This is a genomic window from Archangium gephyra, assembly GCF_042230915.1.
Classification (GTDB): domain Bacteria; phylum Myxococcota; class Myxococcia; order Myxococcales; family Myxococcaceae; genus Archangium; species Archangium gephyra_B.
The window spans coordinates 2,599,585-2,624,363 of the sequence record NZ_CP102578.1 but is presented as its reverse complement, the minus strand read 5'-3'; the positions used below and the strand labels follow the sequence as shown (position 1 = coordinate 2,624,363).

At 69.7% G+C, this 24,779-nt stretch carries 20 protein-coding genes; 10 read left to right on the top strand and 10 right to left on the bottom strand.

Annotated elements, in window-relative coordinates; all coding sequences use genetic code 11:
* Window positions 1-14 precede the first annotated feature (14 nt).
* Window positions 15-1,301, bottom strand: a complete 1,287-nt coding sequence (locus NR798_RS10465; protein ID WP_375771307.1) for a M14 metallopeptidase family protein — start codon at window positions 1,299-1,301, stop codon at window positions 15-17.
* A gap of 63 nt (window positions 1,302-1,364) precedes the next feature.
* Here NR798_RS10465 and NR798_RS10460 point away from each other — a divergent pair, with 63 nt between their 5' ends.
* Genes NR798_RS10460 through NR798_RS10450 form a run of 3 tightly spaced genes read left to right on the top strand, consistent with a single transcriptional unit; the run spans window position 1,365 to window position 4,174 of the window.
* Window positions 1,365-2,726: an alanine/glycine:cation symporter family protein gene (locus NR798_RS10460; protein ID WP_375771306.1), complete on the top strand. Its 1,362-nt coding sequence runs from the start codon at window positions 1,365-1,367 to the stop codon at window positions 2,724-2,726.
* 18 nt (window positions 2,727-2,744) lie between these two features.
* Complete coding sequence (locus NR798_RS10455; RefSeq protein WP_375771305.1) at window positions 2,745-3,431, top strand: TIGR02269 family lipoprotein; 687 nt, start codon at window positions 2,745-2,747, stop codon at window positions 3,429-3,431.
* Window positions 3,432-3,451: 20 nt separating this feature from the next.
* Window positions 3,452-4,174: a double-CXXCG motif protein gene (locus tag NR798_RS10450; RefSeq protein ID WP_375771304.1), complete on the top strand. Its 723-nt coding sequence runs from the start codon at window positions 3,452-3,454 to the stop codon at window positions 4,172-4,174.
* A 69-nt stretch (window positions 4,175-4,243) separates the two neighbouring features.
* Here NR798_RS10450 and NR798_RS10445 read toward each other — a convergent pair whose 3' ends face one another.
* The 3 genes from NR798_RS10445 to NR798_RS10435 are packed head-to-tail and all read right to left on the bottom strand — an operon-like array spanning window position 4,244 to window position 8,162.
* Window positions 4,244-5,911, bottom strand: coding sequence for an amidohydrolase (locus NR798_RS10445; protein WP_375773746.1), 1,668 nt, complete (start codon window positions 5,909-5,911; stop codon window positions 4,244-4,246).
* 26 nt (window positions 5,912-5,937) lie between these two features.
* Window positions 5,938-7,140: a DUF819 domain-containing protein gene (locus tag NR798_RS10440; protein WP_375771303.1), complete on the bottom strand. Its 1,203-nt coding sequence runs from the start codon at window positions 7,138-7,140 to the stop codon at window positions 5,938-5,940.
* Window positions 7,137-8,162, bottom strand: coding sequence for a dipeptide epimerase (locus NR798_RS10435; RefSeq protein ID WP_375771302.1), 1,026 nt, complete (start codon window positions 8,160-8,162; stop codon window positions 7,137-7,139). The genes NR798_RS10440 and NR798_RS10435 overlap by 4 nt, the downstream gene beginning before the upstream one ends.
* 46 nt (window positions 8,163-8,208) lie before the next feature.
* Here NR798_RS10435 and NR798_RS10430 point away from each other — a divergent pair, with 46 nt between their 5' ends.
* Window positions 8,209-9,618, top strand: coding sequence for a M20/M25/M40 family metallo-hydrolase (locus NR798_RS10430; protein ID WP_375771301.1), 1,410 nt, complete (start codon window positions 8,209-8,211; stop codon window positions 9,616-9,618).
* 147 nt (window positions 9,619-9,765) lie between these two features.
* Window positions 9,766-10,914 (top strand): peptidase C39 family protein, encoded by a 1,149-nt coding sequence (locus NR798_RS10425; RefSeq protein ID WP_375771300.1) that lies wholly within the window; start codon window positions 9,766-9,768, stop codon window positions 10,912-10,914.
* A 66-nt stretch (window positions 10,915-10,980) separates the two neighbouring features.
* Here the strand turns inward: NR798_RS10425 and NR798_RS10420 are convergent, their stop codons facing one another.
* From NR798_RS10420 to NR798_RS10405, 4 genes are all read right to left on the bottom strand, one after another.
* On the bottom strand, window positions 10,981-12,411 hold the full coding sequence (locus NR798_RS10420) for a glycosyltransferase family 39 protein (RefSeq protein ID WP_375771299.1): 1,431 nt from the start codon (window positions 12,409-12,411) through the stop codon (window positions 10,981-10,983).
* A gap of 102 nt (window positions 12,412-12,513) precedes the next feature.
* Window positions 12,514-14,271 carry a hypothetical protein gene (locus tag NR798_RS10415; RefSeq protein ID WP_375771298.1) on the bottom strand — a complete coding sequence of 586 codons (1,758 nt, stop codon included), beginning with the start codon at window positions 14,269-14,271 and terminating at the stop codon, window positions 12,514-12,516.
* Window positions 14,272-14,290: 19 nt separating this feature from the next.
* Window positions 14,291-15,250 (bottom strand): alpha/beta fold hydrolase, encoded by a 960-nt coding sequence (locus NR798_RS10410; RefSeq protein ID WP_375771297.1) that lies wholly within the window; start codon window positions 15,248-15,250, stop codon window positions 14,291-14,293.
* Between the two features lie 40 nt (window positions 15,251-15,290).
* Complete coding sequence (locus tag NR798_RS10405) at window positions 15,291-16,142, bottom strand: IclR family transcriptional regulator (protein ID WP_375771296.1); 852 nt, start codon at window positions 16,140-16,142, stop codon at window positions 15,291-15,293.
* Between the two features lie 461 nt (window positions 16,143-16,603).
* On the opposite strand from NR798_RS10405, the gene NR798_RS10400 reads away from it, so the two are divergent.
* The gene (locus NR798_RS10400; protein ID WP_375771295.1) at window positions 16,604-17,488 is read left to right on the top strand and encodes a hypothetical protein; all 885 of its coding nucleotides are present in this window, start codon (window positions 16,604-16,606) and stop codon (window positions 17,486-17,488) included.
* 81 nt (window positions 17,489-17,569) lie between these two features.
* Here the strand turns inward: NR798_RS10400 and NR798_RS10395 are convergent, their stop codons facing one another.
* Entirely contained in the window at window positions 17,570-17,983 is a 414-nt protein-coding gene (locus NR798_RS10395) for a hypothetical protein (protein WP_375771294.1), read from the bottom strand.
* Between the two features lie 131 nt (window positions 17,984-18,114).
* The gene (locus tag NR798_RS10390) at window positions 18,115-20,355 is read right to left on the bottom strand and encodes a di-heme oxidoredictase family protein (RefSeq protein WP_375771293.1); all 2,241 of its coding nucleotides are present in this window, start codon (window positions 20,353-20,355) and stop codon (window positions 18,115-18,117) included.
* Window positions 20,356-20,750: 395 nt separating this feature from the next.
* On the opposite strand from NR798_RS10390, the gene NR798_RS10385 reads away from it, so the two are divergent.
* The 4 genes from NR798_RS10385 to NR798_RS10370 are packed head-to-tail and all read left to right on the top strand — an operon-like array spanning window position 20,751 to window position 24,779.
* Window positions 20,751-21,059, top strand: a complete 309-nt coding sequence (locus tag NR798_RS10385; RefSeq protein WP_375771292.1) for a hypothetical protein — start codon at window positions 20,751-20,753, stop codon at window positions 21,057-21,059.
* Complete coding sequence (locus NR798_RS10380; protein ID WP_375771291.1) at window positions 21,056-22,282, top strand: ROK family protein; 1,227 nt, start codon at window positions 21,056-21,058, stop codon at window positions 22,280-22,282. Before NR798_RS10385 ends, NR798_RS10380 begins: the two co-directional genes overlap by 4 nt.
* Window positions 22,279-23,127 (top strand): family 16 glycosylhydrolase, encoded by an 849-nt coding sequence (locus tag NR798_RS10375; protein WP_375771290.1) that lies wholly within the window; start codon window positions 22,279-22,281, stop codon window positions 23,125-23,127. The genes NR798_RS10380 and NR798_RS10375 overlap by 4 nt, the downstream gene beginning before the upstream one ends.
* Window positions 23,124-24,779 carry an ABC transporter substrate-binding protein gene (locus tag NR798_RS10370; protein ID WP_375771289.1) on the top strand — a complete coding sequence of 552 codons (1,656 nt, stop codon included), beginning with the start codon at window positions 23,124-23,126 and terminating at the stop codon, window positions 24,777-24,779. Before NR798_RS10375 ends, NR798_RS10370 begins: the two co-directional genes overlap by 4 nt.

The following is a 24,779-nucleotide window of genomic DNA, read 5'->3' as shown; positions in this document are numbered from 1 at the left end:
CGAAACTTGGGAATTCAACGCTCGTAGCGAAGGATTCGTTCCACGCGGTAATGGCCCGCGGGATCCACCGGCCGCAGCAGCATCAGCTCCGCGGGCAGGCCCACCCGCAGCGAGCACTCGCTCCGGGCCGGCAGGGGCAGCGAGTCCCCTACCCTCACGCTCCCCGAGGGCAGCGGCACGGCGGTGAGCCCGGTGCCGTCCACCTCCTCCACAGCCCCGTAGACGCGCAGATCTCCCAGCTCCTCGATGGAGCCCGCGAGCACCACGGAGGCGGTGCCCTCTCGGGTGCGCACCGCCTGGGCCGCGGCCACGCCCACGTCCGCGACGAAGGCATCCCCCGCCTCGCCGAAGACATGCGCGCCCCGGATGACGAGGTGCAGCATGCCCTTGCTGTCATTGAGGGGAATGGACTCGTAGCGCTCGAGGTCCGCGTGCTCCACCGCGCCGGTGGAGAGGGCCTCCAGGGCGGACACCAGGGCCACGAAGTTGAGCCGGAGCAGCGGCTCGTCGGGCTCGGCCGAGGGCCACGGGCCGGTCTCGATGAGCACGGTGGGGGTGCCCCAGCGCACCAGGTTGTCACCGAAGGCGCGGACCTCGAAGGAGTCGTCGTAGCGGCCGATCTGCCCGGGCGCGAGCGGCTCGAGCGCGTCCCGGATGACGGCGCACACCCGCTTGGCGAGCACCCGGCCGGGATTGTCGCTACGCGATGCGTCGAAGGGCGGAGCGAGCAGGGAGATGGAGGCGGACCGGCGCGAGCCATCCCCCACCGCCGTGCGCCAGCTCTGGTTGTGCAGGTTGAAGCCGAGCGACGGCTGGAGCCTGTCGCGGAGCGCCTTGAGGGTGCGGCCCTCGGGCGTCTGGAGCGCCAGGGCGTCCCGGTTGACGTCGATGCCCTGCGCGTTGCGCCGCTGGAAGCGCTCGGCGCCGTCGGGGTTGAGCATGGGCACGGCGTGCAGGGTGAGGGCGGAGAGCAGCCGGGCCACCCGGGGGTGCGCGCGGTGGAGGCGGAGGTACTCGAAGAGGTCCAACAGGGCCGTGGTGGCGGTGGGCTCGTCCCCGTGCATCTGGGACCAGAGGAGGAGGTGGCGGGGGCCGGAGCCCACGCGGACGAGGTGCAGCGCGCGCCCTTCCACGGAGCGTCCTACCTCTTCCACCTGGAAGAGGTAGGACGCCGACTGGTGGAGACGGCGGAGCTGCGACTGCACGTGGGAGTGGCGGACGAGCGCGGGGGGCGGAAGGCCCTGGAGGCGGACGTCGGCCCAGAGGGCGAAGAGCGCCTGGGGTGTGGCGGGGGCGGTCACGATGATCCTCTCTTCAATCCGGTGGGTGCCCAGGAGGCGCGGATGGGATTATGACGGGAACCCATGCTGCCCGAACCCATCCGCAACGCGATCGACGTAGCCAGTAATGCCGTCTGGGGCCCCTGGACGATGGCCCTCTTGTTGGGAACTGGTGTGTTCCTGACGGTGCGGCTGCGGTTCGTCCAGGTGACGCACTTCCGGGAGGGGCTGCGGGCCATGGTGCCGGCGCGGGCGAGCGGCGCGGGAACGCTGAGCCCCTTCCAGGCCTTCATGACGGCGCTCGGAGCGTCGATTGGCACGGGCAACATCGCGGGCGTGGCCACGGCCATCGTGAGCGGTGGGCCGGGCGCGCTGTTCTGGATCTGGGTGTACGGCTTCTTCGCCACGAGCATCAAGTTCTGCGAGGCCGTGCTGGGCATCCAGTACCGCAAGGTGAACGGAGACCGGCTGTCGGCGGGCCCGATGCACTACCTGAAGGACGGGCTCGGCTCGCCGAAGCTCGCCTGGCTCTACGCGGTCATCGCCGGCGTGGCCGCGCTCACGACGACGCCCTTCACCCAGCCCAACTCCATCGCGGTGGTGATGCAGAGCCAGTTCGCCATTCCCCCGCTGTACTCGGGCCTGGGCCTCGCGGTGCTCACGTGGCTGGTGGTGATTGGCGGCGTGAAGAGCATCGGCCGGGCGGCCGAGAAGCTCGCGCCGCTGAAGGTGGGGCTGTACCTGGCCGGAGGGCTCATCGTCATCCTCACGCACGCCGCGCAGCTGCCGGCGGTGTTCGCGCTCATCCTGCGCGAGGCGTTCTCCACGCAGGCCGTCGGAGGGGGTGCGCTCGGAGTGGGGATGATGACGGCCATGCGTTACGGGCTCGCCCGGGGCATCTACGCCAACGAGGCGGGGTACGGCACGGCGGCGGTGGCGTACGGCACGGCCCAGACGGATGCACCGGTGAAGCAGGGGCTCCAGGCGGTGATGGAGGTGTTCATCGTCTCGTGCGTCACCTCGACCATCAGCGCGCTGGTGATTCTCGCGAGCGGCGCGTGGACGTCCGGGCTCACGAGCACTGCGGTGGTGGCCCAGGCCTTCAACACGGCGATTCCCACGGTGGGCGGGTGGGTGGTGGCCTTCTGCGCCTTCCTCTTCGGCTACACCACGCTGATCGGCTGGGCGTACTACGGCGAGCAGTTCCTCGAGTACGCCTTCGGCCTGCGCATCACCAAACCCTACCGGTGGATCTACTGTGGCCTGGTCGTCTTCGGCGCCATCGGCAAGGTGGAGACCATCTGGGCCTGGGGAGACCTGATGAATGGCTTGCAGGTGTTCCCCAACATCGTGGGACTGATTGGCTTGAGCGGCGTGGCGGCCGCAGTGCTGCGCAAGCCCAAGGTGCAAGAGCCGCAGGTGAGCACCACCGCGCCCATGGCCTGAGGCAGTCGCCTCGAAGACATGAGCCTTCCGGCTTCCATGAAGGGGTGGGCGCTCCTCGGTGTGCTGCTGAGCGCCTGCGTCACCTCAGCGCCCACCGCACGCGAGGACGACGAGCCGCTGGACGCAGTGGTCTCGTGGGAGGAAGCCCGCGAGGACCCAAGCTGCGTGGTGCCGTTGTGTGACGAGGCGGGCTGTGCCGTCTGGCGTTGCCAGGAGTTGGTGGAGGTGGAGCCCCACCCCGTCATCCTGGCGAAGGGAACCCTGACACTCCGGCCACCGGGCAATCCCATCCGCTGGTGGGGACGCCCGCTGGCGGCGCCCGTCGGCACGGAACCCGTCTTTGAAATTCCCTGGCACAACTGGAACATCCGAGGCCAGTACGCGCCCAAGGCTCTGCGGCTTCCTTGCATCCCCTCTCGGGAGCCCCTCGAAAAGCATCACATCTTTCCGCAGGAGAAATTCCTGGCCGAATGGTTCAAAGAAAGGGGCATCAACATTCACGCCTTCACCATGCGCCTCCCCAAGAGTTTCCACTCCTGGCTGCATAGTGGTGGACCCAGGGGAGGCCAATGGAATGAGGCCTGGCGGCAGTTCGTGAGCCAGAGCACCGAGAACACCTCCCAGGAAGACATCTGGAGGTTTGCGTTCGAGCTCATGAACCGGTTCTACCTGAATGGCTCGCTCGTTTCATACTACTGCGGCTGAAACAGGCAAGACGCCCACACATGCGTTATTTCAGAGTCGAAGAGGACAGGGCCGCGGGTTACACGGGCTACATCGATGGTTCGCACAGATGGATGCTTCCGGGCATCATCTGCCCTGCGTGTAAGGCCACCTGGAGTGCCACCTCCCAAACGTACCCCTCAGTGGACCTGACTCCAGTGGCCTCCCTGGCCGACTTCGAGACAGCCCGGCCCGAGCCCGTGGACGAGTATGAAAGACTGCGCGCGCTGGTACGTCCCCTGCTGCCTCCAGGAGCCGTACTCAAGCCCGGAACGAGGTTTGGTCCCATCGTGGGCAAGGCCCAGGGCCGATTCGGTCAGTTCGTCTCTCCCGTTCCCTGGGTGCTGATGGTGCAGCGAGCGGCATTGGAGAAGCTCAAAGCCGAGGGTCTGCGAGGCCTCAAGGGGTGTCCCCCCCTCCTACGCTTCCGACAACGCGCATCACCCGAGTTGCTCGAACTGGAAATCCTCCCCATGGGGCGCCTGCACCCGGACTGCCTGCCCGCGAGCCGCAAACCGCCCTGCCCTCGTTGCGGCCGCGACGGCACCCGCCGGCCTGATGACCTCCTGCTGGACGCCTCCACCCTTCCCAGCCACCTGGACCTGTTCCGGCTGGAGGAGTACTCCTCCGTCATCGTCTGCACCGAGCGCTTCGCCGACGCCTGCAAGCGCCTCGGCCTGGACGGCGTTGTCTTCCGCCCTCTGCCCACCCGGAGCCATGGATAGGATGGCGCGCCACGCGGCGGTGCGGCTCATCGAGCAGACACGCTCCACCCATCCTGGCTGAGGCGCCGGTCAGCGCTCGAAGACGGCCTGCCCGCCCACCACCGTCAGCATCACCTTCGCGTCGCGAATCGTCTCCGGCGGCACGCGGGTGAGGTCCCGGTCGATGAGCACGAGGTCCGCCAGCTTGCCCGGCTCCAGCGTGCCCTTCTCCTGCTCCTCGAAGGAGGCATGGGCCCCGCCGAGCGTGTAGGCCCGCAGCGCGTCCTCCACGCCGATGCGCTGCTCGGGCACCCAGCCGCCGGGGTTCTTCTCATCCAGCGTCCGCCGGGTCACCGCGGCGTAGATGCCCTCCAGCGGCGTGGGCGGCGCCACGTACCAGTCGCTGCCGAAGGCTACCCTCGCCCCCGCGTCCAGCAGGGACTTGAAGGCATAGGTCGTCTTCGCCCGCTCGGGGCCGATGACACGCTCCGCCCAGCGGCCATCGTCGATGGCGTGGTAGGGCTGCATGCTCGCGATGACGCCCTGCCCGGCGAAGCGCTTCACGTCCTCGGGCGCGAGGTGCTGCGCGTGCTCGATGCGGAAGCGCCGGTCGCGCGGCCCGTTCTCCGCCGCCACGCGGGCCAAGGTGTCGAGCTGAATCCCGATGGCCCGATCCCCGATGGCGTGCACCATCACGTGCAGGCCCGCCTTGTCCGCGCCGGAGATCCACCGGTACAGGTCCTCGGGCGTGTTGACGAGCAGCCCCTTGTCCCCCGGTGCATCGGTAAAGGGTGCGTGGAAGGCGGCGGTGTGCGAACCGAGCGAGCCGTCCACGTACCCCTTGAGCCCGCCGATCCGCAGCCACGTGTCGCCCCGGCCGCGCTCGGCCACGGTGTCCCGTAGGCGCTCCCAGGTGTCGAGCGGGACGGCGGCGTAGATGCGGGTGCGCAACCGGCCGGCCGCATGCGCGCGCTCGAAGATGGCCAGCTCCTCCCAGGTGCCCATGTTCTGCACCGAGGTGACGCCCTGCTCGGCCACGTAGCGCATGGCCGCCTCCAGCGCGCGGTCGCTCAGCTCCACCGGCGGCGGAGGCCTCACGCGGTCCACGAGTGCCTGCGCGTTGTCCTTGAGGATTCCGGTGGGCTCACCCTGGGGACCGCGGACGATGGTGCCGCCGGGCACCTCCTGCGTCGCGGCCGTCACCCCCGCCGCCCGGAGCGCCGCGCTGTTGGCCTGGCTCATATGCCCGTCCAGGCGGTTGACCCAGACCGGGTGGTCCGGCGTCACGGCATCGATCCACTCGCGGCGCGGCAGCTCGCCGCCCCACAGCTCGTGGTCCCAGTCCCCACCCGTAATCCACGTGCCTTTCGGCACGGAGGCGGCGAAGGCCTTCAGGCGCGCGGTGAACTCGGCGGGCGTCTTCGCGTCGCGCAGCTGCACGGAGGCGAGCCGGTGGCCACCGTCGATGAAGTGCACGTGCGCGTCGTTGAAGCCGGGCACGAGGAACTGCCCCTTCGCGTCGATGACGCGCGTCCCGGCGCCCACGAGCCCCCGCACCTCGGCGGTGGAGCCCACGGCGGCGAGCCGCTCGCCTCGGACGGCCACGGCCTCGGCCCAGGGCTGGCGCGGGTTCCCGGTCCACACCCGGGCATTCAGGATGGCCAGGGTGGCTGGCTCGCCAGAGCCAGGAGCCGTTCGAGGGGACGTGGCACACCCCACCAGGGTGAGCACGAGGAGGATCATCGCCATCGGGCGCATCACCGGCAGCTCCTTTGTCGCGAGTCTCAGTGGATGATTCGGTGCACCTGCTCCAGCAGCAGCGCGCAGACCAGCCCGCCGTAGGTGCCCAGCACGTAGCCGGCCACCGCGAGCATGACGCCCACGGGCGCGAGCGCCGGGTGGAAGGCCGCCGCCACCACGGACGCCGAGGCCGCGCCGCCCACGTTGGCCTGAGAGCCCACCGCCGCGAAGAAGACGGGCGCCCGCAGCAGCCGCCGCGTCCCGAGGATGAAGGCCGCGTGGATGGCCATCCACACCATGCCCACCGCCACCAGCGCCGGTGCGTCCAACAGCCGCCGGAAGTCAGCCTTCGCGCCGATGGTCATCACCAGCACGTAGAGGAACAGCATGCCCACCCGGCTGGCGCCGGCCCCTTCCAGGTTGCGCAGGGGGGTGAACGAGAGCGCGACCCCCACCGTCGTCACCAGGAGCACCACCCAGGTGAAGCCCGTGATGATGGTGCCGATGTCCGGCAGGGTCTTCGCCAACGCCGTGCACGCCACCGTCGTGCCGAACCCGAGGGTGAGGATCCACACCAGGTCCGTCAGGGACGCGGGCCTCAGCACCGAGGCATGGAAGCGCTCCACCTGCTCGCGCACCACGTCGATGGCGCGCCGGTCCGCGCCCATGCGCGTGTCCATCGCCAGCTCACGGCCCGCGAAGTAGAGCAGCACCGCCGTCCACATGTTCGACACGCCGACGTCCACCACCACCATCATGCTCAGCACGTCCTCCTTCGTGCCGATGCTCTGCCCGATGGCCACGAAGTTGGCGCTGCCGCCGATCCACGAGCCGCTGAGCGCCGCCAGGCCCTTCCAGGCCTGCTCTCCGAGCTCCGCTGGCACCAGCCAGCCCAGCAGCAGGTACGCCACGGGCCCACCGACGATGATGCCCGCCGTCCCCGCCAGGAAGAGCAACACCGCGCTGCGCCCCAGCCGGGAGATGGCTCCCAGGTCCATCGACAGCACCTGAAGCACCAGGCTCGTCGGCAGCAGGTACGCCGACACGAAGCCGTAGAGGTCCGACTTCGTGGGGATGAGGCCCGTGTTCGACAGCAACGTGGGCACGAAATAGACGAGCACGAGCATGGGCACGACCTTGAAGACGCGCCCTCCCACCGGGTGCCGCTCCGCGAAGAACAGCAGCGCCAGCACGGCCAGCAGCACCGTGAGCACCGCCATCGGACTCTGGATGAGCGGCTCCGTCATGGAGTGGACCGCGGCTCCACGCCGAGCCCGGGTCCGTCACCCAGCCGGATGCGCCCGTCCACCACCGGGTGCCCCTGGAAGGGGTCCGCCGAGATGAGCAGGTTGCCGTCCAGGTCCAGCCAGTCCACCAGCGGCCCCAGGTGCGCCCCCGCGGCGATGCCCACCGACGTCTCCACCATGCACCCCAGCATGATCTTCAGCCCGCAGGAGCGCGCCGTCTCGATGATGCGCAGCGCCTCGCGGATGCCGCCGCACTTCTGCAGCTTCACGTTGATGCCGTGGTAGCCCTCGGCCAGCTTCGGCACGTCCGAGGCCATCATCAACGCCTCGTCCGCCACCAGCGGCAGCGGCGAGCGCTGGCGCAACCACTTCGCACCCTCGACGTCCGCCGCCGGCAGCGGCTGCTCCACCAGCTCCACGCCCTGCGTCGCCAGCCACTCGATGTGCTTGAGCGCCTCTTCCGGCGTCCAGGCCTCGTTGGCATCCACCCGCACCGTCTTGGGGGTGGCGGACCGCACCGCGCCGAACATCTCGCGCACCGACTGCGCGCCGAGCTTGATCTTCAGCACGGGGTACGGCTCCGCCTCCCGCACCTTCTGGGCCATGGCCGCCGGGTCATCGATGCCGATGGAGAACGACGTGATGGGCATCCGCGACGGATCCACCCCCAGCATCCGGTGGAGCGGCACCCCGAGGCGCTTGCCGGCCAGGTCATGCAGCGCGATGTCCAGCGCCGCCTTCGCCGCGTGGTTGCCCGGCAGGGCCTCCTCGACACGCTCGGACAGGAGGCGGAAATGACGCGGATCGCCCGCGAGCGCCGGAGCGAGCTTCTCGAGCGCGGCGGTCACCGTCTCGGCGGACTCACCGTAGCGGACGTTCGGAGCGGCCTCGCCCCGGCCGACCAGGTTGCCTTCGCGCAGCTCGACGATGACGTTGCGCTTCGAGGTGCTGGTCCCCCGCGCGATCGTCCAGGCGTGGCGGAGGGGTAGCTCGATGACTCGGACATCCATCGGAAGTGACATGCGATGAGCCTCCCAGGGAGAGCCGCCATTACCATAGACTGGCGGCATGCGCCCCCTGTTCTTCGCTCTCGCCCTCCTGGCCGTGCCGGGTTGCGGCCACGCCGCGGCCCCGTCCCGAAGCGCCCCGCCCCGGGCCGCCGAGGAGATGCGCACGCTGCTCACCGAGCTCATCGCCGTGGACACCTCCAACCCGCCGGGCAACGAGGCCGCCGCCGCCCAGGTGGCCGCGCGGTGGCTGCGCGAGGCCGGCATCGAGTCCCAGCTCGCCGAGGCCGTGCCCGGTCGCGCCCACCTCATCGCCCGCCTGAAGGGCACGGGCGGCGCGCGTCCCGTGCTGGTGCTCGCCCACCTGGACACGGTCCCCGCCAGACGCGAGGAGTGGGCCTCGGACCCGTGGACGCTCACCGAGCGCGACGGCTTCCTCTACGGGCGCGGCGTCCAGGACAACAAGGGCATGGCCGCGGCCAGTGTGCTGGCGCTGCGCAGGCTCAAGCGCGACGGGGTGAAGCTGAAGCGGGACGTGGTGCTGGTGCTCAGCGCCGACGAGGAGGTGGGCGGCAAGGCCGGCATCGAGTGGCTGCTGGAGCACCACCCCGAGCTGCGCGAGGCGGAGCTCGCCATCAACGAGGGCGGCCTCACGGAGCTGGCCGAGGACCGGAGCCGGGTGCGTTTCGTCAATCTCCAGGCCGCGGAGCGGGTGTCGCGCAACGTGACGCTGAAGGCCACCGGCCCCGGCGGACACTCCTCCGTGCCACCGGCCGCGCCCAACCCCATGGTGCGCCTGGCGGCGGCGGTGGCCCGCGTCGGGACGCTCACCTTCCCCACCCGGCTCACCCCCGTCACCCGGCTGAACGTGGAGGGCCGCGTCAAGGTGACGGGCGGCGAGCTGGGCGAGGCCCTCAAGCGGCTCTCGGCCTCGCCGGACAACCCTCCGCAGGAGGCGGTGGACGCCATCGCCCGGATGGAGCCGGCCCTGGCCGCCGTGCTGCGCACCACCTGCGTGCCCACCGTCTTCAATGCCGGCACCCGGCCCAACGTCATTCCCGCCACCGCCGAGGCCACCATCAACTGCCGCCTGCTCCCTGACGAGGACATCCAGGCCTTCCGCGCCCGGCTCGTCGAGGCGGTGGCCGACAGCGACATCCAGGTGGAGCTGAACATGACGCCGCCGGACTCGCCCGCCTCGCCGGTGGGCGACAACGCGATGTTCCGGGCCGCCACCGCCGCCGCGAAGAAGGTGTGGCCGGGTGCCCCCGTCTTCCCCCGCATGTCCACCGGCACCACCGAGTCCACCCCGCTGCGCCGGGCGGGCATCCACGCCTATGGCATCGACCTCTTCGCCCTCACGCCGGACGACGCCCGCACGGCCCACGCGCCCAACGAGCGGATTCCCTCGGCCTCGCTCCAGCCCGGCGCCGAGTTCGTCTACCAACTCCTGTCCGAGCTGGCGAAGTAGCCCCCGTCCCCCTTCCCCGACAGCACCCGAGCGAGCTTCATGACAACCCCGACGAAGACCCGAGTTCCGCTGTATCTGGTCCTGCTGGCATCCACGCTGACGGCCTGCGCGTGGCAGGCAAGGCCCACACCCGAGGAGCAAGGACCGGTGGCGAAGATCTGGAGGAAGAGCGCGCAGACGCGTGACTTCGAGCGATTCACCCGCCAGGGAACCGCGCTCACCCCGGAAGGGGCGCTCGAGCTCGACGCGGCCACGGCCCGCTCCGAGGCGGATCCGTTCCCCAGCCACACGCCGCCCAACGCGCAGACGCCGCTGGCCGCGGGCAGCTACGTCTTCGGCAGCGCGGCCTCGGAGGAGCACACCATTGCCGGTGGCTTCGACAACGTGGTGCCCTCCTTCGACGTGCTGACGCCGCCGGGCACGTGGGTGCGGCTGACGCTCGCCGCGCGCGTCGAGGGCCAGTGGACGAAGGACTACGACTTCGGCGTCTGGGCCTTCGACAAGGGCACCGTGGCGCGCCACAGCAAGGACCGGCAGGAGGACGAGAGCGGCAAGGTCTTCACCGACACGCTGGTGCTCAAGAAGAAGGCGGATGGCCTGAGGATGAAGGTGTGGCTCTTCTCCTCCAAGCCCGGAGTGAGCCCGCGCGTGCGTGCGCTCACGGCGGCGATGACGGACTCGGGCCGCAAGGCCGCGGACGAGCCCTCGGACAAGCGCGCCTGGGGCACGGTGCTGGAGGTGCCGGGCCGCTCGCAGATGCTCTACCCGCCGGACGGGGGCGTCTGGTGCTCGCCCACCTCGGTGTCGATGATTCTCGCGTACTGGGGCAAGAAGCTGGGCCGCAACGAGCTGGTGGTGCCGGTGCCCGTGGCGGCCGAGTACACCTATGACACGGTGTACGAGGGCACGGGAAACTGGCCCTTCAACACCGCGTACGGCTCGGCCATCGGGGACGGAGCGCTGCACGGGCTGGTGGCGCGCTTCGACTCGTTCGCGCAGGTGGAGCGGCTCATCGCCGAGGGAATTCCCGTCAGCATCAGCATCGCCTACGAGAAGGGGGAGCTGAGCGGCTCGCCCATCCAGCGCTCGGACGGGCACCTCATCGTGGTGAAGGGCTTCACGCCGGAGGGGGACGTCATCTGCAATGACCCCGCCTTCCCCAACGACGAGCTGGTGAACGTGACGTACAAGCGCGAGGAACTGCAGCGGGCGTGGGACCACTCCCGCCGCTCGGCCTACGTGCTGTGGCCCTCGGGCACTCCCCTGCCCGCGGGCTCGCTCACCTTCGTGCAGTGAGGTGGCAACAGGCGCTCCGGTCCATGCCCGGAGCGCCTGCGTCAGAAAAGGGAGGGCGCGAAGCCTTCACGGCCCGGAAGGAGACGTAAGCAACTCTCCAGAGCCACTCCCGGAGGGGCACCGCCGCCAGAGCACCGCCCCACCCCACCGCCGCAGGACGCAGAACCCGGCCGTCTCCACCTGCCGCGCCCCAAGTGCCGTTCCATTCACGAGCACATGCGAGAACTGAGGCTCCGTGAGCGCGCCATCCAGCTCCCGCACGCGGTTCTCGGGACGCACGAGCAGCGGCACGTCGCGGCGCAGGTAGAAGCGTCCGCTGATGTTCCACTCCTTCTGGCCGGCGACGATGAGCCCGGTGAGCGAGGAGTCCTGCCCGGCGAAGACGAGCGCATCGATCTCCTCCGTGGCCAGCCCGTCCGGCATCTGCACGGTGGCCGCCGCCAGCGAGGAGAGCGCGTACACGCCCACGAGCCCGCCCATCACCCGGCGGGAGCGGACGCGCTGCGAGAGCGTGCGCCAGAGCGGTCCCGCGGCGAGCGCCACGAAGAGCGGCAGCAGCGGCGCGAGGAAGCGGACCTCCTTGTGCGCGAGCAGCGACATCACCCCGAAGTAGAAGACGAAGGCGCCGCCAAGCAGATCCCGCCGCCCGAGCCCGCGCCCGAAGTGCCAGACGAGCAGCAGCGGCACCATGCCCGCCAGGGTGGGCAGGTACCACCACGCGGGCTTCGTGCCGAACTTCGCCGAGCCGCCGCTGACGATGTTGAACTCGAAGTACTTCCAGAGCGTGTGCCAGGGCGCGCCCCAGGTGAGCCAGTCGAGCAGGCCGAGCCCCAGCATCACCGCGCCCACCCCCAGCGCCCCGCCCGCGAGCGAGCGCCAGCGCCGCGCCCCCAGCAGGCTCACGGCGATGGGCACGCCAAACACCGCCGAGGGGTAGCGCACCACGAAGGCCAGGCCGAGCAGGAGGCCACTCCAGAACCCCTCGCGCAGGCCGTCACGGGCGCGGGCGCGCCAGGACCACAGGAGCGCTCCGAGCAACGGGGCCACGCTCAGCGAGTCCGCCAGGGGCCTCGCGGCGTAGAGGAGCCACCCGCCCCAGGTGACGTGGACGGCCGCCGCCAGGAGCGCGGCTTCGCGGCCATCCCGCTCCTCGACGAGCCGGAACAGCGCCAGCGTGCCCCAGGCCTGCACGGCGGCACAGCAGACCCAGACCACCGAGGCCAGCGCCCACGGGTGCTCGAGCCCCATCCGCCCGCACAGCGCGAGGATGCCCCCCAGCACTCCTGGGACGGCCCAGTTGCGCAGGCCCTCCACCCACTCCCAGGCCACGAGCCAGTACCCGAAGGCCAGGCCATGGGCCGGCTCCAGGAACTGGAAGACCTCGTCCGGGTGCTGCCGGCCTCGCTTGAGCGCCACCACCGCGACGGCGAGCAGCGCGCCCGCGACGGCGATTCTCCGCTCCCACGCGGCGGGCTTCAGGGGTGAGGAAGGAGTCATCGGGTGCGGGGAGCCTCCGCTCCCGCCGCGGAGATTGCCACGAACCGCCGCGTCTGGCGCCCGCCTGCTCCCTGGGGGAGAGGCGGTACACGGCCGGCATGCTCAGCCCTGGGGGGAGGCCAGTTCAGGCAGGTGCGCGGCCAACTGGCGGTGGAGACGGGTCTTGCGAACCACCGCCTGGACCTCCGCGGCGCTGAAGCGCTGCACGGCTCGCAGCGTCAGCCCGGTTTCATCCTCACCCTCGAGGCGCCAGGACAAGGCGTTGATGCGCCGCTGCTTGCCGCTCCGGTCCCGCAACTCGTAGTACCACGCCCCGCCCACCCGGCCACCGGCCGCCCTCTTCAGGGTGATGTGTTCGATCTCCTCCCACGCCAGTTCCCAGCCTGGCAACAGACGCGCGAGGAACGCGAGCGGCCCGCGGAAGAGCGAGGCATAGCGAAGGCCCCGCGCATCGATCGACAGGCGCTCGTGCTTCAGACTCTGGAAGACACCGAGCGCCAGGAAGATCAGCAGCACCACCAGCAGACCCACCGGCCAGACGAAGAGCCTCCACGCCCCGTCTCCGGAGGGCCTGGAGGCGATCGTGACGCCCACCAGCATCAACGCCACCAGGCAGATCAACACGTAGGGCACGGACATCAGCAGGCCGGCCCGCCGTGCGTCGCGCGAGTCCAGGACCGTGAACCGCCGCTGGAACAGATATTCGCCCCGCAGTTCCCGCGACCGGGACTCCGGATTGCGGTACGGCGCGTCCTCCCCGGCCTGCGGCTCCACCGGAACGGCCACCCGCTCCTCGGAGGCCGCCGCCTTGCGCTGCATCCACAGCGCGACGACGAGCATGGGCAGCGAGACGGCCAGCAGTCCGACGTAGCTCCCCTTGAACACGAGGCCGAGAACCGAGGCGCGGGCGGTGAGCCCGTTCAAGCTCGCCTTCAGCTCCGGCGAGCCGAAGTCCGTCATGCGCGTGCCATCGAGGGCGAACCGATGGATCCGGTACAAGCCACCGTCGGGCAGCAGCACTGAATCGGCCAGGGCTTCCGGGAACATCGCGTCCGTGCCTTCCGGCAAGGGGATGGGCGTGGGCGTGCTGGCCTCGTGGCCTAGCCGGTAGAGCTCGCCGTTGCTGATCCTCCCGTCCGTCACCACGATCCAGCGCGTGCCGTCCCCGGTGATGGCGATCCCCTTCGGGTACGTATGCTCTGGCTGCTTCGACCAGCCCTCGACACTGAACTGGCCGAGCGCCGTGCCGAAGTCCTCCTCCCGGCCGCTGATGCGCACGATGCGCGCCAGATTGGTATCGGAGACCAGGAACTCGTCCTCCGCGACACGTGCCATCGCGCTGGGGAACCGGCAGGCGCCGAACTTCCTGCTCAGGACGCGCCCTTCCAGATCCGCCAGCAGCAGTTGGTGGTGCGCGGTGTACGCGACCCGGATGCGCTGGTGGGGCTCGTCCACCGCGAGCCTGAACGCCACGCCCGCCAGGAGCGAATCGCCCGCCCCGGTGAGCTGCCGGCACTCCCCCGTCTTCAGCGCGCAGCGTTGCAGCGGCTCCGCGCCTCGCAACCGCCCGCTCTCGAGGATGATGCTGTCATCGGACAGCACGGCGAAGTCGCCCTCGAAGTGCTGCACGCCGAAGCGGCTGAGCGGAATGACCTCGAGCGATTCGCCCGTCTGGCTCTCCACGTAGAGGTTCCCGTCCACCAGGACGAACACCCGGCCGTCCGGCGCCACGTGCGCCAGCGAGAACAGGGGCAGCTGGTCGCGCGCCAGGGTGGCCCAGGTCTGCACGCCGAGCAGCGCGACAATGGAGAGGATGGCAACCCCGGCGAGGATGACGGCCGTGCGGCTTTTGTTGGGCATGAGGGTCAAAAGGTGTGACTCACGAGCGCGCGGCGGAACGCTCCGCCGACGGAGCCAGCGGGGGCAGCGCGTCAGGGCGATCCCATAGGACGAAGTGGCTGCAGCCGTCCAGCTTCACCACGTTCACTCCGGGTCCCGCCCGCTGGGCGCTCTCCAGCATGGAATGGAAATCCAGCACCCGGTCCTTCCCCGGGACCAGCACCGTGCCGCGCGGGATGCGCTGGTAGAGGGACACGTCGCGCTGCTTCATCCAATCGCCGATCCCCAGCAGGTTGGACACCATGGTGGCGACGCGCTTCGGGTTGAACGGGAAGGCCATGATGAGCTCGCGCTTGCGCTCGTTCTCCAGCGGGCCCCAGGCCCCCCGGTTACGCCGCGAGATGGGCTCGCGGCGCCACAAGGGCATCAGGAACGACAGGAACCAGAGCTGGGCGGCGTTCACGCTCACATAGGGGCGCGCCTGGGGAAGCACGGGGGCCTCCAGCACCACCTCCACCCGCTCGAACAGGTCGGGCCGCATCGACGCGGCCTCCAGCACGACGGCGCCTCCCCTCGAGTGGCCATGGACACGGATGCTCCCGGTCCTCGGCAGGTGCTCCAGCGCCTGCACCAGCACGGCGGCGTCGTAGGGGATGCTGCCTTCCGGCGCGGGGGGCACCTTCACCCAGGGAGCGGACCTGTACCGCGGCCCGGTGATGGGCACGTGGTAGTCGCAGCTCGTCAGCAGGATGAGCTGGATGCCGGGGTCGCTGTAGTGGTGCGTGAAGTAGCGCATGTCGGCCACGAAGCCGTGCATGCAGATGACCGTGGTGTGCGGGTGGTCGCAGCGGCGCTCGGCGATGGCCGCCTTGCCGACCTGGTACACGTCACCGTCGAAGGGCTCGCTCCGGGCTGGTTCGCACTCGCGGTGCAGCAACCACTGCCGCAGGGCGAACACGAGAAGGACGATGCCAGCGAGGGCACCAAGGGCCAGAAACATGGGTTCTCTCGGGGATGGGGACGGAAGGATGCACGGGGGGTCAGCGGCGCGACAGGGCCGCTTCGACGTCGCGGACGAGCTCCACCAGGCGAGGGCCGAGGTCGCGCAGCAGCCGCTGGCGAGGCACCAGGAACCCCGGGCCGCCGCAGTTGAAGGCCAGGATGCCGCTCCCGTCGGGGGAGATGAAGGGCACACCCACCGCGTTCACGTCCCGGTCCCAGTCGCCGATAGAGAGCGTGAACCCATGGGTCTTGTACTCCTCCAGGGCCTGCTCGATGCCGGCCTGGAGGCGCGGCCACTTCTCCGGGTCGCGCTTCGCCATGTGCCCCATCAGGTAGCGCCGCTCGGCCTCGGGCAGGGCGGCGAGCAGCGCCCGTCCCATGGCCGTGGTGGCCAGCGGAATCCGCGAGCCGACGTCCAGCCGCAGCGTCACCGCGGCCGGAGAGCGGCAGTGCTCGACGTACACCACGTTCAGCCGATCCCTGCTCCCCAGGGACACCGGGACGTTGGCGTAGTCGGCCAGCTCCTGCATCAGCGGCCGCGCCACGTCGCGCACGCCCATGTTGGAGAGCGCCGCGAAGCCGAGCGCCAGCACCTGGGTGCCGAGCTGGTACTTCCCCAGCCGCTCCGAATAGGTGAGGTAGCCCAGCCGCGTGAGCGTGTGCGTCAGCCGGGAGATGGTCGGCTTGGGCAGGCCCGTGCTCGCCGCCAGCTCCTGGTTGCCGAGCATCGGCCGCTGCGGCGTGAAGGCCCGCAGGATCTCCAGCCCGCGCGCCAACGCCGTCACGAACTGCCGGTCCTTCACCTCCTCCTCGCCCACCTGCTCCAGCGACTCCACCAGGGGTGTACCGGTGTCCGTCGGAGGAGAGGGCGGGTCTGGAATGCGGGACATGGCTGCCGGGGAAAGCGGGATTGTCAGGACGATAGACAACCGGGAGAGAGGGGTCAAGGTTCTGCGAAACTCAATTTCGCACAGCGAAACTGGGAAGGAACCGCCCCTGAGCACCCGCGCCGATGAATGGATGGGTAGTGTTTCGCAGGGCGGAACGCGCTGGCGAATTCACTGCCAGTGTTTCGCGCAGCGGAATGCCTCGCCACGTTCATTGACTGTGTTTCGCAGAGCGGAACGCCGGGGCAATGACACACCGCACGAGCTATTCAGCCCTCTACTGCTAATTCAGTTTTCCCCCATTGACGGGATCCACGCTTTTATCTACTTTCTCAAATAGCAAGACGTTCGCGGAACCACGCTCACGCCCACTCCCTTCGCGCTCGAGGTCCCCCTCGAACGGGAGGCGTCTGTCCGCAACCCGTTTCAAGACAAACCATTTCGAGACAACCCGAGGAGACACCATGAAGAGGTCGGTGGTCGCAAAGATTGTCATGGGGCTGCTGCTGTCCACGGCCTGGAGTACGCCTGTCTGGGCGCAAACCCTGACCAGCTTCACGGCGACGTACAAGGGCGGCAGCGGCACCTGCGGGACGACGTACAACATCCAGGGCAAGGAGCCGTCCTCGACGAGCAAGTACCCCGTCTTCATCTACATGGTGGGCACGTCGGAGACGTACAACAACGCCTCGGCGCTGGCCGCCGTCGACGAGATGGCGGGCCGTGGCTACGTCGCGGCCACCGTCGAGTATCCGAGCTCCTCCTTCGGCGCCTGCTCCACGCTGACGGCCCGCTCCAAGTGCATCTTCGATTCGACCAGCGCGAGCAGCGCGGTCGCGGCCCTCTGCTCCCGCCCCGCCGCGGACTGCTCCAAGGGCATCGTCGTGGCCGGCTTCAGCCAGGGCTCGATCCTCGCGATTCTGGCCAAGAACTATGACGCCCGGGTCCAGGCCGCCTATGGACTGGGAGCGGGCGTCCAGTACTCCCTCTACGATCTCCGTGCCTGTGTCGCCAATGGCAAGCGGACGCTGTCGAGTGACCGGCTCCGGGCGGTGAATGGCGAGGCGGATAGCTTCATGGGCAGCAGCGAGAGCTCGGTGCGCGGCCAGTTGCAGGAGCTGACGGGCCGCAGCTGCACGGCGACCTCCTGCTTCGCCAGCAATGGCAGCGGCTGGTACATCGTGAAGCACGCGGAAGTCTCGGATGGCACCGCCGACCATTGCTACATGCGCGCGACTGGCGGCTGCTCTGGCAGCCAGAACTCCCTGGACCAGAAGTGGCTCAACGGCACCTATTCCTGGTCGGCGGACCCCAACCTGCAGTGGCTGACGGGCTTCACCCAGCCGTAGCACCGCGAACGCAGGCAAGCACAGGCTGGCGGCCCCGGTTCATCCCCGCTCGAGCGAGGACACCGCGGGCCGCTTCGCCGTTCAGCGAGGCACCTGGACGTCCGCCGTGAGGTACTTCAGCAGCTCGTCCTCGTCCTTGGAGATCAGCCGTTCGACGCCGTCGCGCCGGGCATGCCGCTGGATCTGCATCAGGCCCACGGTGGTCCGCACGAGCACGCCGTGCTTCCGGAAGCCGCCCACCCACATGGGGCGGAGACGCTCGAGCGCCGCCTCGAACTGGGGATCATTCCGGCCAGGAGTGGCCCGGAGGTCGGCGAGGAGCCCATACCGCGAGCGCCCCAGCGCATCCAGGGCGGCACCGAGCCGGGCGAAGATGCCGTCGAGCTCCCCGAGCGAGTCGAACGGCTTCTCGCTGCGAACGGTGCGGACGATGCCCAGCCGCTCGTCGACGAGCACGGTGAAGTACTCGTCCTGAAAAATCTGCCTGGTGCTCATGGAGGTTGCTTCATCTCTACAACGGATGGCGCGACGGTGTTTCACGGACAGGGCCGATGATCAAGCACCCGCCAAGGGGGACCGCTCATCCAGCGATGGCGGTCCCCCCGTGCGACCCTGTGCTTGCTACGTCAGAGCGACTGCAGGAACCGCAGGAGCGCGCTGCGCTCGGCGGCGGTCATCCGGACGAAGGCCTGCTGCGCGGCCTGCGCCTCACCGCCGTGCCAGAGGATGGCCTCGGTCAGGTTGCGCGCGCGGCCGTCGTGCAGGTAGGCCTCGCCGCCGCTGACGCCGGCCGTCAGGCCAATGCCCCAGAGCGGAGGCGTCCGCCACTCGGCCCCGGAGGCCTGGCCTTCCGGCAGGTTGTCCGCCAGGCCCGTGCCCATGTCGTGCAGGAGCAGGTCCGTGTACGGGTGGATGGTCTGGCTGCGCAGCTCCGCGTGCGGGTGGTACGCGCTGGTGGTCAGCGTCTCCGTGTGGCACTTCGCGCAGCCCGCGTTGCGGAACAGCGTCTCGCCCTGGAGGGCCTGGGTGTCGCGGTAGTCGCGGCGCGCCGGGACACCGAGCAGGGCGATGTAGCGGGTGATCTTGTCGAGGTCCGTGTTGCTCAGCTCCGTGCTGGTGCCCGAGCAGCCCGTCTGCGACGTGCCGCAGTCCAGCGTGGTGAAGACGGGGTTGGTGACACCCATGTCCGTCCTGAACGCATCGGCGACCTGGTGACGCACCCGCGCCGAGCCCGCCTTCCAGCCGAAGCGGCCCAGGCGCGTCGCGCCCGTCTCCGGATCCGCCACGGTCTGCATGCGGCCGGAGATGCCGTCGGCGTTGCTGTCGGTGGGGTCCGCCAGGCCGGCGATGGCCGTCTCCGGCACGGCCTCCAGCAGGCCCATGCCCACCAGCTGCGGGGTGATGCGCGCCGAGTAGTTCGTGGGCGTGACGTTGAGGAAGCTGTAGTTCGGCTTGCGCAGCTGCCAGGCCGTGCCGTCGGTGAACGTGCCGCTGGTGGTGGTCCAGCTCGCGATGCGCACGTCACCCTCGGGCGTGCCGCTGGTGCTGCGCGGCTGGATACGGGAGCCGAGGAACGGATCCGAGGTCACCGTGGTGCCGCTGATCCGGCCCACCTTGACGGTGTAGTTGCCCAGCGTGGTGTTGACGGCGGGCGGCAGGCCGCGGCCGTTCTGCACGTGGCAGGCGATGCAGGAGCGCGCGATGTAGTTCGGCCCGAGCTTGTTCACCTGGGTGGAGAAGATGGGGTTGCCCGGCTCGGAGTGGCTGCCATCGCCGAAGTCGGTGTGGTGGAGGCGCCGGCCCTCGACGAAGGGCTGCGCGTTGGTGGGCGCCATGTTCAGCGCCATCTGCAGGAAGTGGTTGTCCGGCTCGTTCGACAGGTGCTGGTTGCCGGTGGTGCGGCCGCCGCTCTGGCCAATGGCCGGCATGGGGAAGGAGTCCTGGACGGCGCCGGAGACCTCGAGCGGCACGATGCCGCCGGTGCCCACCATGTACAGCATGATGGTGGAGTAGTAGTTGAAGCGGCCTTCCACCGGCTGCCGGAGGAAGACACCGATCTCGAGCTCCATCCGGTCCCCCACGCGGATGGCCCGGCCCTCCTTGGCGTTGAAGTTGACGCTGGCCGTGTACTGATAGTCATTCACCGTGGTGAAGTCCGCGTTGTGGAAGTACTCGGCCTCGGTGTTGAGGCCGCGGAAGAACGCGCGGAAGTCCGGGCTGTCATACGGATAGACGGTGTAGAGGTTGACGACGATCCGGCTGCCGCCCTTGGCCACCTCGTCCACGATCTCGATCCAGTGCGTGCGCTTGTCGAAGTAGTTCGCCAGGTAGTGGTCGTACGCCTGGTACTGGTCCTCACGCGCATGGCGGTCACGAACGCGGTCACCCACGCGGGTGATGATCGCCGTGGCCGTGTCCTGCACCGTGGCCGGCTCCAGTGACGTGGTGCTGTTGAACAGGGGCACGATGGGGCCCGTGTCGCCGCCGGTGCCCGCGTCCGTGCCGCCGCCGGTGCCAGCGTCCGTACCACCGCCCGTGCCCGCGTCCGTGCCGCCGCCCGTGCCCGCGTGCGTGTAGCGCGTCCACGCGGTGTCCACGGCGCAGTTACACGCGACGTCCCAGTAGGTGAAGGCGTAGTCGACGAAGTGGCCCGCGGCCAGGCCCGTCACCGTGTACTCGTTGCGGCCATTGACGACCGTCATCCGCACGTTGAGCTGGCCACCGTTGTTGACCTTGTAGTGGATGTCCGCCCACGAGGTGGTGTTGATGAAGAAGATCGCCGACGAGCCCGAGGGTTGGACCCCGAACGTGGCCGCGGCGAAGGCGGCGCTCACCAGCAGCGTGGCCACCGCCAATCCAACTGCCATTCCTGCAGCTTTGTTTCGCATGTGGTTTTTCTCTCCAGTCGAGTCCTCCGCACGGAAACAGGAGATACTCCACCGTCCGAAGGAAGTAGCCATGTTAGGCTCGCAGGCCCGGATTCCTATAGAGTTCGGTAAACCCACCTAATAATGTTGACTTTGTAACAGTGGTTCCGCCGCGGGGTGGACGGGATGGCGCGCCGCGGCAGGCGCGAACCAGCGCCCCGCCCCTACCTGCAACCACCAGAAAGCTTGCAATCCCTGGCAGGCGGCTGGTACTTTCTTCATCACTCGAACGAACTCGGGCGCGTTCGGGAGGGGATGGGGAAGGAGCCCGATTCCCAGCGGCATCCTGTTTCTTCGTCGTACGGACGAAGCCACGCCAGCAGCGGAGGGGCTCCATGCAGCGGCACAAGCACTTCGCGTGGACGTGGGCGGTGGCGGGAGTGCTCGCGGCGGCGGGGCTGGGCAATGGGAGGGATGCGGCCTCCATGTCCCAGGCCGGGGGCACCCCGGGTGACGGGAAGGCCACCCTCCTGGTGGGCATGGGGCCAGCCACCGAGGGCTTCGAGCTGAAATTGGAGGAAGTGCCGCTCACGACCGAGCCGAAGCAGTACACAATCGGCGCCAGCCGCGTCGCGGACGGGAAGGAGGAGGGTGCAAACGCCCCCTGCTTCCACGCGGCCGAATGGAGCGTGAGCGCACGATGAAAGTGGGAACGGCGGAATCGACGGTCGACGCGGCGGGCATGCGCGCGCAGAACAGCAGCCTGTTGCTGAACATGATCTGGCGCGAGCAGCAGCTCTCGCGGGCGGAGATCGCCCGGCGCACGGAGCTGAGCCCGTCCACGGTGTCGGCGATCGTCGCGGACCTGGAGCACTCCGGGCTGGTGCGCAACATCGGCGCCGGGGTGTCGCGGGGAGGCCGCCGCCCTACCCTCATCGGCTTCTGTGACGACGCCTTCAGCATCATCGGCGTGGAGATGGGTGCCACGCACGTGACGGCCGTCCTCACGGACCTGCGCGGGCGCGTGCGCACCCACCGGCACGCCCCCCATGCGGTGCGTGAGGATCCGAAGGGCACGCTGCAGAAGGTGAAGGAGCTGGTGCAGGAGTGCCTGGACGCCGAGCGCGTGCCGCGCCGCTCGGTGCTGGGCATGGGCGTGGCCGTCCCGAGCCCCGTGCACCCCTCCAACCCGGGCAAGCTGTCCCCGCTCATCGTGCCGGCGTGGCGTGACTACGACGTGCAGGAGTGGCTCAAGTCCGCCTTCAGCATGCCGGTGCTCGTGGACAACGACGCCAACCTGGGCGCGCTCTCGGAGCGCTACTGGGGCGCGGGCGTCGGGGGCGAGGACCTGACGTACATCAAGCTGGGCACGGGTATTGGCGCCGGCTTCATCATCCACGGAGACGTCTACCGTGGCTCGGGCGGCACCGCCGGTGAGATCAGCCACATCGCCGTGGACCCGGCCGGCCAGCAGTGCGTGTGCGGGCTGCGCGGGTGCCTCGTCACCCTCATTGGCACCGCGCCGCTGTTGGAGCGCGCCCGGGAGTTGATGGGCCCGCGGGGCCGCCGTGGGGTGACGGTGCGCGAGCTGGTGGAAGGCGCGCGCGCGGGAGACGCCGCCGCCCGGCAGGTCATCGACAGCCTGGGGCACTACCTGGGCATCGCCGTGGCGGGTCTGCTCAACCTCATCAACCCGGCCATCGTCGTGCTCGGCGGGGAGATCTCCTCGGTGGGAGACCTGCTGTTGGATCCCTTGCGCGCGTCAGTGCGCAAGCGGGCGCTGTCCACCTCCATGGCGGAGACGCGCATCGTCACCTCCGCCCTGGGAGACCGGGCCATCGCCGTTGGCGCGGCCACCCTCGTGCTCCAGGCGGCGCTGCGCGACCGCTCCCTCTTTCCCCTCCAACACGCCAGGAAGACCGCATGACCCGCCTCCGCCTCCTCCCGTGGCTCGCCGCCCTGGGCACGCTCGCGTGTGACCCGGCGGCCAACCGGGCCACCAAGCCCGACGTACCGTCCTCCCCCTCACAGCCAGGCGCCGAGTGGCAGCTGGTGTGGCAGGACGAGTTCGACGGGCAGGCGGGCACCCCGCCCTCCGCGGACCGCTGGGTGCACGACGTGGGAGGACACGGCTGGGGCAACGAGCAGCTGGAGTTCGACACCGACAGGCCGGAGAACGCCTCGCTGGACGGCACCGGCAACCTGGTCATCACCGCGCGCAAGGAGAGCTACGGCGGCAAGAGCTACACGTCCGCGCGCATCAACTCGAGCGGGCGCTTCGAGCAGACCTACGGCCGCTTCGAGGCGCGCCTCCAGCTTCCGGTGGGGCGCGGCATCTGGCCGGCCTTCTGGCTGCTGGGCGCGAACATCGGCGAGGTGGGTTGGCCGGAGTGCGGGGAGATCGACATCATGGAGTACCGGGGCCAGCTCCCGGCCATCACCCGCGGCTCGCTGCACGGGCCGGGCTACTCCGGCGGGGGCAACATCGGCTCCGATTTCGCCGTCAGCGGCGGGAAGCTCTACGAGGACTTCCACATCTACGCCTTGGAGTGGGAGCCGAACCGCATCCGCTGGCTGCTGGACGGCATCACCTTCTTCGAAGTGACGCCCTCGAAGCTGCCCGCCGGGACGCGGTGGGTGTACGACCATCCGCACTTCATCATCCTCAACGTGGCGGTGGGCGGGAACTACCTGGGGCCGCCGGACAGCTCCACCGTGTTCCCCCAGCAGATGAAGGTGGACTACGTCCGCGTCTACACGAGGGCCCCATGAAGCCCGCGCTCCTGCTGCTGCCCGTGGTGCTGCTGCTCGTACTGCTGGTGGCATGCACCTCGGAGCCCCGCCCGCGGCCCCCGAACACGCTGTTCGTCTCCGTGGAGCAGCAGAGCGCATGGGTACGTAACTTCAACCCGCTCTTCACCGGCGCGGGCGCGCGCTGGCCCACCCGGGCCGGTGTCTACGAGTGCCTGGAGCTGTTCATCCCGTCCACCGGCCAGTGGACGCCCTGGCTGGCCACCGCGCACGCCTGGGCCGAGGACCACCGCACGCTGCGCTTCACCCTGCGCGAGGGCGTGCGCTGGAGCGACGGACGGCCCTTCACGGCCGAGGACGTGGCCTTCACCTTCCAGTTGCTCAAGAAGCACCCGGCCCTGGACGCGGGCGGCGCGTGGCGCTTCCTGGAGGACGTGCGCGCGGAGGGGACGCACACGGTGGCGTTCCAGTTCTCGCGCGTCTACATCCCCGGCTTCTCGGAGCTGGCGCATCAGCCACTCGTCCCGCGCCACGTCTGGGAGCACGTGAAGGATCCGGTGACGTTCACCAACCCGGAGCCGGTGGGCACGGGGCCCTTCACCCAGGTGAACGTCTTCCGCAACCAGGTGTACGAGCTGGGGCGCAACCCGCACTACTGGCAGCCCGGCAAGCCGGCCGTCTCCGCGCTGCGCTTCCTGGCCTTCCCCACCAATGACCAGGCCAACCTGGCCCTGGTGGAGGGCGAGGTGGACTGGGCCGGCAACTTCGTCCCCGCGGTGGACCGCACCTTCGTCTCCAAGGACCCGTCGCACCACGCGCGCTGGTTCCCGCTCTACGGCAGCACCGTCTTCCTCTACCCGAACACCACGCGGCCGCCCTTCGACGACGTGCGCGTGCGTAAGGCGCTGAGCATGGCGCTGGACCGGGAGCGGCTGGTGGACATCGCCATGTACGGCTACACGCGCCCGGCGGATGCCACGGCCCTCAACGACTCCTATACGGGCTGGCGGGACGCGCAGGCCGCCAGCGGCGCCTGGGTGCGCCACGACGAGGCCGCCGCCAACCGGCTGATGGACGAGGCGGGACTGAAGCGCGGCCCGGATGGCATGCGGCTCATGCCGGATGGCCGGCCGCTGGAGCTGGAGCTCGAGGTGGTGGGCGGCTGGTCAGACTGGGTACGCGCCGGGCAGGTGCTGGCGCGGGACTTGAGCAAGCTCGGCATCCGGGCGCACCTCAAGACGTACGAGTTCGGCGCCTGGTACGCGCGCCTGCAGAAGGGGGAGTTCCAGCTCGCCATCGCCTGGTCGCTGGACGGGCCCACGCCGTACACCTTCTACAAGTGGCTGCTGTCACCGCGCACGGTGCGCCCGGTGGGCGAGGTGGCCGCGGCCAACTGGCACCGCTTCGGCGACGTGGAGGCGGACGCCCTGCTGACGCGCTTCGAGACGGAGAGCTCGCCCGAGAAGCAGAAGGAGCTGATGGCCGGAGTGCAGCGGCGCTTCTCCGAGCTGGCGCCCGCCATCCCCCTCTTCCCCAACCCGTCCTGGGGCGAGGCCAGCTCCCGGCGCTTCACCGGCTTTCCGAGCGCGCAGAATCCCTACGCGCGCCTGTCCCCCCATGCCGAGCCCGACAGCCTGCTGGTGCTGACGGCGCTCGCCCCGAGGGAGCCCTGA